The organism is Lysobacter enzymogenes (assembly GCF_017168095.1).
Lineage (GTDB): Bacteria > Pseudomonadota > Gammaproteobacteria > Xanthomonadales > Xanthomonadaceae > Lysobacter > Lysobacter enzymogenes_D.
Map to the genome: position 1 here is coordinate 1 of NZ_LXSD01000456.1, position 12,267 is coordinate 12,267.

General features: G+C 71.3%; 15 protein-coding genes, 1 tRNA gene and 1 other RNA gene. 12 read left to right on the plus strand and 5 right to left on the minus strand.

Annotation, left to right across the window (positions count from 1 at the left end; all coding sequences use genetic code 11):
• The first annotated feature begins 112 nt into the window (after positions 1-112).
• Positions 113-583: a ribonuclease HI gene (gene rnhA / locus A7A76_RS19465; protein ID WP_343225372.1), complete on the plus strand. Its 471-nt coding sequence runs from the start codon at positions 113-115 to the stop codon at positions 581-583.
• Positions 584-690: 107 nt separating this feature from the next.
• Positions 691-1,425, plus strand: a complete 735-nt coding sequence (gene dnaQ, locus A7A76_RS19470; protein WP_206412776.1) for a DNA polymerase III subunit epsilon — start codon at positions 691-693, stop codon at positions 1,423-1,425.
• 267 nt (positions 1,426-1,692) lie between these two features.
• Here dnaQ and A7A76_RS19475 read toward each other — a convergent pair whose 3' ends face one another.
• Entirely contained in the window at positions 1,693-2,397 is a 705-nt protein-coding gene (locus A7A76_RS19475) for a PP2C family protein-serine/threonine phosphatase (RefSeq protein ID WP_074867764.1), read from the minus strand.
• 356 nt (positions 2,398-2,753) lie between these two features.
• A tRNA-Ser gene (locus A7A76_RS19480) sits at positions 2,754-2,844 on the minus strand.
• Positions 2,845-3,025: 181 nt separating this feature from the next.
• Between A7A76_RS19480 and A7A76_RS19485 the strand changes: the two genes are divergently transcribed.
• Positions 3,026-3,430, plus strand: coding sequence for a DUF6165 family protein (locus A7A76_RS19485; protein WP_206412778.1), 405 nt, complete (start codon positions 3,026-3,028; stop codon positions 3,428-3,430).
• A gap of 13 nt (positions 3,431-3,443) precedes the next feature.
• Complete coding sequence (locus A7A76_RS19490) at positions 3,444-4,136, plus strand: hypothetical protein (protein ID WP_206412779.1); 693 nt, start codon at positions 3,444-3,446, stop codon at positions 4,134-4,136.
• 3 nt (positions 4,137-4,139) lie between these two features.
• Here A7A76_RS19490 and A7A76_RS19495 read toward each other — a convergent pair whose 3' ends face one another.
• Positions 4,140-4,694 (minus strand): NADAR family protein, encoded by a 555-nt coding sequence (locus A7A76_RS19495; RefSeq protein WP_206412781.1) that lies wholly within the window; start codon positions 4,692-4,694, stop codon positions 4,140-4,142.
• Positions 4,695-4,794: 100 nt separating this feature from the next.
• Positions 4,795-5,856 carry a glycosyltransferase family 9 protein gene (locus A7A76_RS19500; RefSeq protein ID WP_241201050.1) on the minus strand — a complete coding sequence of 354 codons (1,062 nt, stop codon included), beginning with the start codon at positions 5,854-5,856 and terminating at the stop codon, positions 4,795-4,797.
• A 52-nt stretch (positions 5,857-5,908) separates the two neighbouring features.
• Here A7A76_RS19500 and A7A76_RS19505 point away from each other — a divergent pair, with 52 nt between their 5' ends.
• The 8 genes from A7A76_RS19505 to A7A76_RS19535 all read left to right on the plus strand — a co-directional run bounded on the left by A7A76_RS19505 (position 5,909) and on the right by A7A76_RS19535 (position 11,862).
• Positions 5,909-6,658: a 3-deoxy-D-manno-octulosonic acid kinase gene (locus tag A7A76_RS19505; RefSeq protein WP_206412783.1), complete on the plus strand. Its 750-nt coding sequence runs from the start codon at positions 5,909-5,911 to the stop codon at positions 6,656-6,658.
• 80 nt (positions 6,659-6,738) lie between these two features.
• Positions 6,739-7,500 carry an MBL fold metallo-hydrolase gene (locus A7A76_RS19510; RefSeq protein WP_206412784.1) on the plus strand — a complete coding sequence of 254 codons (762 nt, stop codon included), beginning with the start codon at positions 6,739-6,741 and terminating at the stop codon, positions 7,498-7,500.
• Positions 7,497-8,537 (plus strand): GTP 3',8-cyclase MoaA, encoded by a 1,041-nt coding sequence (moaA, locus tag A7A76_RS19515; protein ID WP_206412786.1) that lies wholly within the window; start codon positions 7,497-7,499, stop codon positions 8,535-8,537. The genes A7A76_RS19510 and moaA overlap by 4 nt, the downstream gene beginning before the upstream one ends.
• Before the next feature lie 34 nt (positions 8,538-8,571).
• Positions 8,572-9,252 carry a phytanoyl-CoA dioxygenase family protein gene (locus A7A76_RS25695; protein ID WP_241201051.1) on the plus strand — a complete coding sequence of 227 codons (681 nt, stop codon included), beginning with the start codon at positions 8,572-8,574 and terminating at the stop codon, positions 9,250-9,252.
• A gap of 116 nt (positions 9,253-9,368) precedes the next feature.
• On the plus strand, positions 9,369-9,815 hold the full coding sequence (moaC, locus tag A7A76_RS25700) for a cyclic pyranopterin monophosphate synthase MoaC (RefSeq protein ID WP_241201053.1): 447 nt from the start codon (positions 9,369-9,371) through the stop codon (positions 9,813-9,815).
• Complete coding sequence (locus tag A7A76_RS19525; RefSeq protein ID WP_206412790.1) at positions 9,812-10,054, plus strand: MoaD/ThiS family protein; 243 nt, start codon at positions 9,812-9,814, stop codon at positions 10,052-10,054. The genes moaC and A7A76_RS19525 overlap by 4 nt, the downstream gene beginning before the upstream one ends.
• A gap of 3 nt (positions 10,055-10,057) precedes the next feature.
• Positions 10,058-10,510 (plus strand): molybdenum cofactor biosynthesis protein MoaE, encoded by a 453-nt coding sequence (locus A7A76_RS19530; RefSeq protein ID WP_206412792.1) that lies wholly within the window; start codon positions 10,058-10,060, stop codon positions 10,508-10,510.
• 347 nt (positions 10,511-10,857) lie between these two features.
• Positions 10,858-11,862, plus strand: coding sequence for a YncE family protein (locus tag A7A76_RS19535; protein WP_206412793.1), 1,005 nt, complete (start codon positions 10,858-10,860; stop codon positions 11,860-11,862).
• Positions 11,863-12,021: 159 nt separating this feature from the next.
• On the opposite strand, the gene ffs is transcribed toward A7A76_RS19535, so the two are convergent.
• Positions 12,022-12,118: signal recognition particle sRNA small type (gene ffs, locus A7A76_RS19540), an RNA gene on the minus strand.
• Positions 12,119-12,267 lie beyond the last annotated feature (149 nt).

Genomic DNA, 12,267 nt, shown 5'->3' on the forward strand with positions numbered 1-12,267 from the left:
CGGCGCGCCCGCGGCCGCGCGCGAGCGCGAGCACGGCAGGGACTGAGCGCGCGCCGCCGCGCGCCGGCCGGACGGGCCATAATGCGCGGCCGTTTTCCATGAGTAGCGTTGCGTGAGCCGAACCGACCCGGGCGCCGACAAGATCGTTTCCATCCACACCGACGGCGCCTGCCTCGGCAATCCCGGTCCCGGCGGCTGGGCCGCGCTGCTGCGCTACAAGGGCCACGAGCGCGAACTGTCCGGCGGCGAGCCCGACACCACCAACAACCGGATGGAGCTGATGGGCGCGATCATGGGCCTGGAAGCGCTGACCGAGCCGTGCCAGGTGGTGCTGACCACCGACTCGCAGTACGTGCGCCAGGGCATCACCGAATGGATCGGCAACTGGGTCCGGCGCGGCTGGAAGACCGCCGGCGGCGACCCGGTCAAGAACCGCGACCTGTGGGAGCGCCTGCACCTGGCCAGCCAGCGCCATTCGATCGACTGGAAGTGGGTCAAGGGCCATTCCGGGCATCCGGAGAACGAGCGCGTGGATACGCTGGCGCGCTTGCAGGCCGAGCGTTTGCGCCCGTACCGGCCCTGAGGCAGGAGATAGCGGATAGGAGATAGGAGATAGCGAAAGCGAGTCTCCGGGTTCGCTTTTCGCTATCTCCTAACTCCTATCCGCTATCTCCTCGCTACAATCGCCCCATGCGTCAAATCATCCTGGACACCGAAACCACCGGCCTGAGCTGGGAGCGCGGCAACCGCGTGGTCGAAATCGGCTGCGTCGAGTTCGTCGAGCGCCGCCCCACCGGCCGCACCTACCACCAGTACATCAAGCCCGATTGCGACTTCGAGGCCGGCGCGCAGGAAGTCACCGGCCTGTCGCTGGAGCGGCTGGCGAACGAGCCGCCGATGGAGCAGGTGGTCGAGGCGTTCCTGGAGTTCATCCGCGGCGCCGAGCTGATCATCCACAACGCGGCCTTCGACGTCGGCTTCCTCAACAACGAGCTGGCGATCTGCGGCGCGCAGTACGGCAAGCTCGCCGACCACGTCACCGGCATCGAAGACTCGCTGTTGATGGCGCGCCAGCGCTTCCCCGGCCAGCGCAATTCGCTCGACGCGCTGTGCAAGCGCCTGGGCGTGGACAACTCGCACCGGCAGCTGCACGGCGCGCTGCTCGACGCGCAGATCCTCGGTGAGGTCTACATCGCGCTGACCTCGGGCCAGGAGGAGATCGGCTTCGGCGATCCGGTCGCGGCCACGGCGCAGGCGCAGCGGGTCAGCGTGCAGGTCGACCTGAGCGCGCCGCGTCCGCGCGTGGTGGTGCCGGCGGACGAGCTGGCCGCGCATCAGGCGCGACTGGAGAAGCTGCGCAAGAAGGCCGGCAAATGCGTGTGGGATCTGATCGATCCGCCGGTGGCGGTTGCGGCCGAGGGCTGAGTTCGGGCGATCTGAAACGAAAGCATCGGGCCTGAAGGCCCTCCCACAAGAAGGCACTCCCACAAGAGCGGCTCGCTGCCGGACCCGGCGCTCTTGTGGGAGGGCCTTCAGGCCCGATGCTCTTGTGCCCGACGCGGTACCGCCGGGGTTGCGTTCGCGCCCGAAGTGGCGCGGTCGCGGCTTGCGCCGCTCCTACAGGGAGTCCATGCGCCAGCGCTTCCTGCCTGGGCTCCCTGTAGGAGCGGCGCAAGCCGCGACCGCGAAACCTCAGTGGCTGCGCACCAACACCACGGTGATGTTGTCCGAGCCGCCGCCGTCCAGCGCCGCGGCCACCAGCGAATCCACGCACTCCTGCGCGCTGCAGTCGTGGTGCGCCAGCACCCGCGCGATCGCGCGGTCGTCGACTTCCTCGGTCAGGCCGTCGCTGCACAGCAGCAACTGCATGCCCGGGCGCAGTTCGCCGGTCATGGTCTCGACGTTGAGGTTGCGCGGGTCGGTCACGCCCAGCGCCTGGGTCACCACGCTGCGGTGCGGATGGCTGCGCGCCTGCTCGTGGGTGATCACGCCGTTGGCGATGAGCTCCTGCACATAGCTGTGGTCCTGCGAGAGCTGGGCCAGGTGCCCGTCGCGCCACAGGTAGACCCGGCTGTCGCCGACCCAGGCCACTTCGAAGCGGTTGCCGTTGATGCGCGCGGCGACCACGGTGGTGCCCATCGGCAGGGTGTCGTTGCGCCGGCGCGAGGTGCGGATGATCTCCTCGTCGGCGATCCGGATCGCCTGCGCCAGCGCCGCGCCGCCGCGCACCTCGCGCACGATCACCTCGCGCGCCAGCGCGCTGGCGACCTCGCCGTACTCGTGCCCGCCCATGCCGTCGGCGACCAGCCACAAGCCCAGCTCGCTGTCGCCGTAATAAGTGTCTTCGTTGAGTTCGCGGCGCAGGCCGACGTGCGTGAGGTGTCCGAATTCGATCATCTGCCGGTCATGCCATTCGCGTCGTCGGGATCGCCACTGAAGAGGTATACGGAATCATCGCGAGCGAGCGGCCGGGTGGCAAGAAAGCGTGATCCGTTCTGCGCTTCATGCATGAGCGCCGATGAAGGCCGTGTGTGCATGCGTCGCGTTTCAAAACTGCCACGTCGAGGCCGCGATTGCGAGACTTGCCCGTTCCGGCAAAGCCGCCGATGCGGGCGCATGGCCGCCGTGGTCCGCCGAAAACTCGCGATCGGCGATGGCGTAGCGCATGGGCGGAGCCGGTGGCGGGGAGGGCGGTGCGCGTGCCGGAGCCGGAAAACGCAACGGGCCCGCGAGGGGCCCGTTGCGCTTGAATCTGGCGGAGAGGGGGGGATTCGAACCCCCGGTACGCTATAAACGTACGCCTGATTTCGAGTCAGGTACAATCAACCGCTCTGCCACCTCTCCGGGTGCAGTCGAGCCGCGTATGTTACGGGCTGTCGCGCGACGGAGCAAGCGTCCGCACACGATTCGTCCTCATGCCGCGCCTTCGCGCGTGGCGCCCGCGCCCGGCGGCCGCGCGCAAAGCCGGCGCGGCCGGCGCGGGGCTACACTAGCCGTCCCCCCATGCATTCAGGCGGTTGCGCCCATGTCCGAAATCCTGGTCCCGGTGTCCTTTGGCGAGCTGCTCGACAAGATCGCGATCCTGCAGATCAAGTCCGAGCGCATGAGCGACGAAGCCAAGCTGGCCAACGTGCGCAACGAACTGAGCGCGCTGGAACGCACCTGGATGGCCCATCCGGCCGCCGGCCAGGACATCGTGCGCCTGCGCGCCGAGCTCAAGGCGGTCAACGAGCGCCTGTGGGTCATCGAGGACGACATCCGGGTCAAGGAAAAGCGCCAGGAGTTCGATGACGAGTTCATCGCCCTGGCGCGTTCGGTGTATGTCGAGAACGACGTGCGCGCGCGGGTCAAGAAGCAGATCAACCAGGCCCTGGGCTCGACCTACGTGGAAGAGAAGTCCTATCAGGACTACGGCACCGGCCCGGTCTGAGCTGCGTTCGGCCATGAGCCCCGCGCGCAAGGACGACGCGCCAGCGCGGCCGCGCTCGGCCGCGGCCTGGCTGTACGACGATCTGCTCGCCTGGCTGTGCCCGGGCGGGCTGCTGCTGACCGCGCTGGTGCTGCGCCACCCCGGCGGCCTGCACGCGCTGCGCGCGCAGGCGCCGGAGCTGGTGTTGCCCACCTGGCTGGCCGGCGCCTACGTGCTGGGCCTGGCGCTGAGCCCGCTCGGCCGGCTGGTCTATACCTTCGCCCAGGCCGTGGTCTGGCCGCGGCTGCGCCGGGCCTGGGCGCCGGCGCTGGAGTTCCTCGGCGAACGCCTGCGCCGCGACGAAGGCCTGCAACTGCCGCCGGCCGCGACCATGACCGCCTCGCAGTTCCACGACGCCGACCGGCGCCTGCGCGAATACCTGGAAGCGGTCGCGCCCGAATCGCGCGCCGCCCTGGACCGGATGAAGGTGCTGTGCAGCCTGAGCTGCAACGCCGCGGCGGCGTGCTTCGTGTTCGTGCTGATCGATGCGCTGTCCGGCGGCGTCGCCGACTGGAGCGGCGGGCGCGTGGCGATCGCCTGCGCGGCGATCGCCCTGGCCCTGGTCGCCGCGGTCTACCGCGAGCGGCGCCGCCAGCGCACCCAGTTGTCGGTGTGGCGGCGGGTGCGGATCGAGCGCGGCGAGGACGGCGCGGCCGCGCCGCCGTGAGCCTCAGCCGCGCGCGGCCAGTTGCGCGCGCACGTCCATCAGCGCGAAACCGAGCAGGTTGAGCCCGGGCCACTGCGTCGGCCGGGTCGCATCGCGATGGCCGGCGGCCAGGCCGATGCCCCAGACCGCATCGACCGGGCTGGCCTCGACCAGCACCTGTTCGCCGGTGCCGAGCAGAAACTCGCCCAGGGCCGGGTTTTGCGCGAACTTGGCCAAGTTGCCGGCGACCACCAGCGGGTAGCGGTGCGCGGCCCAAAGGGTCTCGTCGAAGCCCGCGATCTTGCGGCCCAGGGCCTTGGCCTTGGCCGCATCGTCGCTGGCGAGGATCTTCGCGGTAATGGCATCGTCGCCGAACAAGCGCGCCTTGCCGGCCATCATCCAGTGCTCGGCGCTGGCGTAGCGTTCGCCGTCGAGTTCGAACGCGGCCGGGTACCACTGGCTCAGGCAGCCCTTGCCGACCCGGCCGGGCCGGTCGCGGTGGCCCCAGAAGCACAGGTAATCGAAGCGGGCGCCGTCGCCGAGGGCGGCGATGAGTCGGTCGAGCGAAAGCGGGGGCATGCGGTGGCGTGCGGATTCTTTGTGTGAGATGGGGCGCGAAGGCTCGGCGGTGCTCAGGAGAGGACTCGAGCCTCTCGCCCGGCGGTCGGGCCGGCGCGGCTCAGCGCCCCGGATGGTCGGCGCGATAACGTTCGAACGCGGCGATGCCGTCCTCGACTTCGATCAGGTCCATGACCCCGTCGTGCTCGATCTTGGTGCCCCAGGCGATCTGCGCCGCGGGCTTGCCGAGGTATTTGCGCGCGGCGTCGTCGTAACGGTCGGCGCAGTAGCGCAGGTCGCTGTAGGGGCCGCTGCGCGCCGGGTTGCTGGCCGCGTGCAGGCCCAGCACCTTGGTGCCCATGGCGTTGGCGATGTGCATCGGGCCGGAGTCCGGGGTCATCAGCAACTGGCCGCGTTCGAGCAGGGCCGGCAATTGCTTGAGGGTGTCCTTGCCGACCAGGTCGAGCGCGGGATGGGCCATCGCCGCGAGGATCGCATCGGTGGTGTCGCGCTCGAGCTGGCTGCGGCCGCCGCACATCACCACCCGCCAGCCCTGCGCCGCGGCGTGGTCGGCGACCGCGGCGTAGCGCTCGGGACGCCAGTTGCGCAGGGTGTGGCTGGAGCAGGGCGAGATCAGCAGCGTCGGCGTCGCGTCGACCGGCCACTGCGCCCGCGCCCATTCGCGCGCTTCCTCGGGCACCGGCAGATCCCACACCACCTCGGTCTGGCGCAGCCCCAGCGGCTCGCAGAAGCTGCCGATGGCGTCGAGCACGTGGATGCCGGGGCGGTCGGGAATGCGTTCGTTGACGAACAGGCCGTGCAGGTCCTTGGAGCGCGAGCGGTCGTAGCCGATCCGCCGCGTCGCCGGCACGAACGCCGACAGCAGGTTGGCGCGCGCGGCCACCTGCATCTGCAGCAGCGCGTCGAACTTGCCGCCCGGCAGGCCGCGCTCGCGCAGGCCGCGGCGCAGCGCGCGCATGCCGGCCCAGCCGCTTTTCTTGTCGTATTCGATGAAGTCCACGCCGTCCAGGCCTTCGAGCAGGCGGCGCTCGCCCTTGCCGATGATCCAGGCGATCGACGCTTGCGGGCGGGCCCGGCGCAGGGTGCGCACCAGCGGCACCACGTGGGTGACATCGCCGAGCGCGGACAGGCGCAGCAGGCACAGGCGGGGGGCGGGCGCCAAAGTCGGACGGTTCGGGGTCGATTGGTTCACGTGACTTGTTAGACTCGGACGGATGACGGGTTATGACGCCGCCGAGGGACTGACGCCGTACCGCGACGACAGCGGCTACGGAGCGATTCTGTTCGACCGCGCACGGGTGCAGCAAGCCGCGCCGGACTGGTTTACGCCCGGATACTGGGGCGCGCAGGCGCGGCCGGTGGACAGCGGCGGCCGCGGCGGAGCCTGGTTCGTCGATGCGCCGTTCGGCCAGGCGGTGCTGCGCCGCTATCTGCGCGGCGGGCTGGTCGCGCGCTTCAACCGCGACCTGTACTGGTGGCGCGGCGGCGAGCGCACCCGCAGCTTCGCCGAATTCCGCCTGACCCGCGAGGCCGCGCGCCGCGGCCTGCCGGTGCCGGCGCCGATCGCCGCGCTGTACCGGCGCGAGGGGCTGCGCTACCGCGCCGCGATCCTGGTCGCCCGGCTCGACGGCGTGCGCTCGCTGGCCGACCGCGCCGCGGTCGCCGGCGACGGCGCGCCGTGGGAGGAAACCGGCCGGCTGATCGCCCGCTGCCACCGCGCCGGGCTCGACCACGCCGACCTCAACGCCACCAACCTGCTGTTCGACCCGGCCGGCCGCGGCTGGGTGATCGACCTGGACCGCGGCCAGTTCCGCATCCCCGCCACCGGCTGGCGCGAGCGCAATCTCGCCCGGCTCAAGCGCTCGCTGCTGAAATTGCGCGGGCAGCGGCCGGTCGCGGAGGTCGAGCGCGACTTCGCCCGATTGCGCACGGCCTATGACCGCGCCTGGGAACGTGGTTACTAGATAGCGGCCCGGGACAGGGCGGCGAATCAATCAAAATCCCGGCGCAGGCGCCGGGCGATCGGATGTTGCGAGGGGGCGGAATGACTTGGCGGCTGCGTCTGCACGGTGTCGGCAATGCGTCGGCGGTGGAACTGGGATCGGCGATGGCCACGCTGGAGCGCGACGGCGAGCCCTGGCTCACCATCGATTGCGGCGGCGAGGGCCTGACCGCGTTCCTGGCGCACTACGGGCGCATGCCCGAGGCGGTGTTCCTCACCCACGCCCACATGGATCACATCGCCGGCTTCGAGCGCTTGTTCGTCGCCCACTATTTCGACGAGGCCCGGCGCGGCCGGCTGCCGCGGCTGTACATCCCCGCGCCGCTGGTGCCGCTGCTGCAGCAGCGCGTGGCCGATTACCCGAACGTGCTGGCCGAAGGCGGGGTGAATTTCTGGGACGCGTTCCAGCTGGTGCCGGTCAGCGGCCATTTCTGGCACCGCGGTGTGCGCATGGAGGCATTCCCGGTGCGCCACCACTGGCCCGACAGCGCGTTCGGCCTGCGCCTGCGCGGCAGTGCGGTATGGACCGGCGACACCCGGCCGATCCCGGAAATGCTGGCCCGGTTCGCCGACGACGGCGAGCTGATCGCGCACGATTGCGCGCTGCACGGCAATCCCTCGCACAGCGGGATCGAGGACCTGGAGCGCGAATATCCGCCGGCGTTGCTGCAACGCTGTGTCCTGTATCACTACGCCAGCCGCGAGGAGGGCGACGCGCTGGCCGCGCGGGGGTATCGTGTCGGCAGGCCCGGCGAGGCCATCGACCTGGCCGACCCCACTGCCGCACAGGTGCCGCCTTCGTGAATGCCGCTGCCGACCGCCTCGTCCCGCTCGCCGCGCCCGGTCCGCTCGACCGCCGCGGCCGGCCGTTGCGGGACCTGAGGCTGTCGCTGATCGAGGCCTGCAATTTCCGCTGTCCCTACTGCATGCCGGCCGAGCGCGTGGCCGACGACTACGGCCTGGACGCGGCCTCGCGGCTGAGCTTCGACGAGATCGAAACCCTGGTCCGCGGCTTCGTCCGCGTCGGCGTGCGCAAGCTGCGCCTGACCGGCGGCGAGCCGCTGCTGCGCAAGGGGCTGCCGGAGCTGATCGCGCGTCTGAGCCGGATCGACGGCCTCGACGACCTGGCCCTGACCACCAACGGTTCGCTGCTGGCGCGGCAGGCGCGCGCTTTGCGCGAGGCCGGGCTGCGCCGGCTGACGGTGAGCCTGGACGCGCTCGACCCGGACCTGTTCCGGCGCCTGTCCGGCGGCCGCGGCGAGGTCGCGCAGGTGCTCGCCGGGATCGAGGCCGCGCGCGCGGCCGGGTTCGGGCCGCTGAAGATCAACTGCGTGGTCCAGCGCGGCGTCAACGAAGACCAGATCCTGCCGCTGGCCGAGCATTTCCGCGGCAGCGGCGACGTGCTGCGCTTCATCGAATACATGGACGTGGGCAACTGCAACGGCTGGGATCCGCGCGGCGTGGTGAGTTCGCAGGAACTGCGCGACGCCATCGACGCGCGCTGGCCGCTGCGCGCGCTGGATGCGCAATACCGCGGCGAGGTCGCCTCGCGCTACGCCTATCGCGACGGCGCCGGCGAAGTCGGTTTCGTGTCCTCGATCAGCGCGCCGTTCTGCGGCGACTGCCACCGCGCGCGGGTGTCGGCCGACGGCCGGCTCTACACCTGCCTGTTCGCCGCCGCCGGCAGCGACCTGCGCGGCGCGCTGGCGCAGGGCGAGGACGCGCTGACCGAGCGCGTGGCCGCGCTGTGGAGCGGCCGCAACGACCGCTACAGCGAACTGCGCGCAGCCGACGCGCCGCGGCCGCAGCGGCACGTGGAGATGTTCCTGATCGGCGGTTGAGGCCGTCGGATCGGGGCGCGCGACGGCGATGGCGATGCTCGAATCCTTGAACGAACGCGGCTTCGCGCTGTGGCCGGACGCGCTCGATCCCGGCGAGGTCGCAGCGCTGGCCGCCCGCCCGGCGGTGAACGCGGCGGCGCAGGACGATGCCGGCGACCGCGAACTGCTGCGCGAGCCGTGGTGCGGCGAACTCGCGGCGGCCCTGCGCGCGCGCCTGAGCGCGGCCGGGCTGCTCGCGGCCGATGCGGTCGCGGTGCAATGCACGCTGTTCCGCAAGAGCGCCGGCCGCAACTGGAAGGTGACGCTGCATCAGGATCTGTCGATCCCGGTCGCCGCGCAGGTGGACGACGCCCGCCTGAGCGCCTGGTCGCGCAAGCAGGGCGGGACGTTCGTGCAGCCGCCGGTGGAGTTGCTGCAGCGGCTGCTGGCGGTGCGCCTGCACCTGGACGACTGCGGCGCCGGCGACGGCCCGCTGCGCGTGGTGCCGGGCTCGCACCGCCACGGGCGCCTGGACGCGGACGCCGCCGCGGCCCTGCGCGCGGCGCAAGGCGAGACCGCATGCACCGCGCGCCGCGGCGATCTGCTTATCATGCGGCCGTTGCTGCTGCACGCCTCGTCCAAGGCGACCCGGCCCGAGGGGCGGCGGCGCGTCCTGCATTTCCTGTACGGCCCGCGCGAACCTGGCTACGCGCTGCATTGGAGTCTGGCGATTTGAAATCCGCAAAAGCGAGCACCAACAAGGCGAGCACGAACAAGGCGAGCACGAACGACGCCGGCGCGTCCAAGGCGGGCGCGGCGCTCACCCACCTCGACCGCGACGGCCGTCCGGCGATGGTCGACGTGAGCGCCAAGCCGGTCACCGCGCGCGCCGCGCTGGCGCGCTGCCGGGTGCGCTTTCCCGCCGCGGTGGCGGCCCAATTGCGCGCCGGCGGCATGAAGAGCAAGAAAGGCGCGGTGATCGACACCGCCATCGTCGCCGGCACGATGGCGGTCAAGCGCACCCACGAGCTGATTCCGTTCTGCCATCCGCTGCCGATCGACGCCTGCCGGTTCGCCGTCGAGTGGGCGACGGACACCGCGTTGTCGATCGAATGCGAAGTGCGCACCGTGCACCGCACCGGCGTGGAAATGGAAGCGCTGACCGGCGCCACCGTCGCCGCGCTGACCGTCTACGACATGTGCAAGGCGCTGTCGCACGCCATCGTCATCGGGCCGGCGCAACTGGCGGGCAAGCGCGGCGGCAAGCGCGACTTCGGCGTCGCGGGGCAGGGCGCATGAGCCGGCTGACCGTGCTGTATTTCGCCAGCCTGCGCGATGCCGCCGGCACCGCCAGCGAATCGGTCGAGGCCGATGCGCGCGACTTGCGCGGCCTGTACGAAACCTTGCGCGAACGCTACGGTTTCGCGCTGCCTGCCGAGCGCCTGCGCGTGGCCGTGGACGGCGCGTTCGCGCGCTGGGACGAGGCGCCGCGCGCGGGCAGCGAGGTCGCCTTCATTCCGCCGGTCTCGGGAGGCTGAACGATGACGCGAACGGATGCACCGACGCTGCGCTTCGCCTTGTCCGAGACCGCGTTCGAGCTCGCGCCGCTGCGCGCGGCGCTGCTCAGCGCGCAGGCCGGCGCCTACGCCAGCTTCGAAGGCTGGGTGCGCGACCACCACGCCGGCCGCGCCGTGCTCGGGCTGCGTTACGAGAGCTATGCGGAATTGGCGCTCAGCGAGGGCGAGAAGGTGCTGGCCGAAGCGCTGGAACGCTTCGCGATCGTGGATGCGCGCTGCGTGCATCGCGTGGGCGAGCTGGCCATCGGCGAGCTGGCGGTGTGGGTGGGGGTGAGCGCGGCGCATCGCGACGCGGCGTTCGCGGCCTGCCGCTATATCATCGATGAGACCAAGGCGCGGGTGCCGATCTGGAAGCACGAGCGCTATGCGGACGGCGCGGCGGATTGGCTGCATCCGGAGCCGCCGGCGGCGGGGTGAACCGGGTCGGAGAGGATCGCATCGGGACTGAAGTCCCTCCCACAAGAGCGAACCTCTTCCCAGTGAAGCCCCTCCCACAAAAGCGAACCACCTCCCACAAAAGCGAAGTCCTTCTCACCCAAAGCTCGGGACTGAAGCCGCTTCCAGCAAGGCGGCGGGACTAGAGCATTCCCAAAGACGCGCCAGGACTGGGTTCCGCCCGCGACGGCTGTTGTGGGAGGGACTTCAGTCCCGACGCTTTCGTGCCCGTCGCGACGTACATCGGCCCGCGCCCCCGCCAAGGCACATGCCCGCGCCATCGCGATCCGGTAGCGTCGAACACCGGTCCCGATCGAGAAATCCCCGCCATGCGCCTGCGTTCGCTGTGCCTGCCCCTGCTGTTGTGCGCCGCGCTGCCGGCGATGGCCGGCGAGCTGTTGGTCGGCAACAAGTCCGCCGACACCGTCTGGCGCCTGTCGCTGGACGACGGCCGCAAGCTTGGCGAATTCGCCACCGGCAAGGCGCCGCACGAGATCGTGGTTGCGCCGGACGGCCGCACCGCGCTGGTCGCCAACTACGGCAGCGACAGCGCCGGCAATACCCTGAGCGTGCTCGATCTGCGCGGCAAGGCGCCGCCGCGGACCGTCGACCTCGGCCGCCACGGCCGGCCGCACGGGCTGCGTTTTCTGCCCGGCGGGCGCGAAGCCTTGGCCACCACCGAAGCCTCGCAGCACCTGCTGCGCATCGACGTAGCCCGCGCCAGGATCGTCGCCGAGATCGCGCTCGGCGAAGGCAAGGGCCACATGGTCGCGGTCGACGGCGACGGCAAGAGCGCCTACGTCACCAAGGTCGATCGCGGCACGCTCAGCCGGATCGATCTGGCCGGCAACCGCAAGACCGCCGAAGTCGATGCGGGCAAGGGCGCCGAGGGCGTCGCGGTGCGGCCGGGCAGCGGCGAGGTCTGGGTGACCAATCGCGAGGCCGGCACGGTGACCGTGCACCAGCCGCAGACCCTGGCGATCCTGCGCACCTTGCCGAGCCCGGGGTTTCCGATCCGGGTCGCGTTCACCGCCGACGGCCGCCAGGCCCTGGTCAGCAACGCGCGCGCGGCGACGCTGTCGGTGTTCGACGCGCAGCGCAAGCGGCCGTTGGCGACGGTCGCGTTGAGCCGCGAGGGCAGGGCGTATCGCGACACCATGCTCGGTCGCGCGGCGTTGCCGATCGGCGTGGTCGCCGATCCGGTGCGGCCGCGGGTGTATGTGGCGATCAGCGGCGGCGACGAGATCGCGGTGATCGACCGGGCGAGCTGGAAGCCGGTGGCGTACTGGACGACCGGGCGCGAGCCCGATGCGGTGGCGGTGGTGGCGCCGTAGCGGCGGGCCCTCGCCCCAACCCTTCTGCCGCACGCGGGAGCGGGCTGGGTAAGCTCGCTGCCGGCACGCGAAGGCGTCGGCTTTCTGTTCCGTGCGCAGGAGAGAGCCGGCGCGAACGTCGCCGCCGCGCGGAGTTTGCGGCGGGCAAAAAGGCGGCGGCCCCGCAAGCGTGACTCCGGCGCCCGAATCGACCGATACCGTTGCTGCCTTCCGGCCCTGGCGGGATTTTCGATCTATCGTCGCGGAGGCGCCAACGGGGCCACCATAGGACGGTCGCGGCAGCGGGGACCGGTTCGCACGGGGCGGACGGATCGCTGCCGGAGGGGCGGCATTCTGCCTGAAAGCGGGGCCGGGGCGCAAACCGCCGCCGCCGGGCCGGCGCGGGCGGGCTCGCCGGCCGCGCGA

What these genes read in the sequence shown, in the direction of transcription:
- dnaQ (WP_206412776.1), top strand. Translation starts at nt 691, where the DNA reads ATGCGTCAAATCATCCTGGACACCGAAACCACCGGCCTGAGCTGGGAG.
- A7A76_RS19475 (WP_074867764.1), bottom strand. Translation starts at nt 2,397, where the DNA reads ATGATCGAATTCGGACACCTCACGCACGTCGGCCTGCGCCGCGAACTC.
- A7A76_RS19485 (WP_206412778.1), top strand. Translation starts at nt 3,026, where the DNA reads ATGTCCGAAATCCTGGTCCCGGTGTCCTTTGGCGAGCTGCTCGACAAG.
- A7A76_RS19490 (WP_206412779.1), top strand. Translation starts at nt 3,444, where the DNA reads ATGAGCCCCGCGCGCAAGGACGACGCGCCAGCGCGGCCGCGCTCGGCC.
- A7A76_RS19495 (WP_206412781.1), bottom strand. Translation starts at nt 4,694, where the DNA reads ATGCCCCCGCTTTCGCTCGACCGACTCATCGCCGCCCTCGGCGACGGC.
- A7A76_RS19505 (WP_206412783.1), top strand. Translation starts at nt 5,909, where the DNA reads ATGACGGGTTATGACGCCGCCGAGGGACTGACGCCGTACCGCGACGAC.
- A7A76_RS19510 (WP_206412784.1), top strand. Translation starts at nt 6,739, where the DNA reads ATGACTTGGCGGCTGCGTCTGCACGGTGTCGGCAATGCGTCGGCGGTG.
- A7A76_RS25695 (WP_241201051.1), top strand. Translation starts at nt 8,572, where the DNA reads ATGCTCGAATCCTTGAACGAACGCGGCTTCGCGCTGTGGCCGGACGCG.
- moaC (WP_241201053.1), top strand. Translation starts at nt 9,369, where the DNA reads ATGGTCGACGTGAGCGCCAAGCCGGTCACCGCGCGCGCCGCGCTGGCG.
- A7A76_RS19525 (WP_206412790.1), top strand. Translation starts at nt 9,812, where the DNA reads ATGAGCCGGCTGACCGTGCTGTATTTCGCCAGCCTGCGCGATGCCGCC.
- A7A76_RS19530 (WP_206412792.1), top strand. Translation starts at nt 10,058, where the DNA reads ATGACGCGAACGGATGCACCGACGCTGCGCTTCGCCTTGTCCGAGACC.
- A7A76_RS19535 (WP_206412793.1), top strand. Translation starts at nt 10,858, where the DNA reads ATGCGCCTGCGTTCGCTGTGCCTGCCCCTGCTGTTGTGCGCCGCGCTG.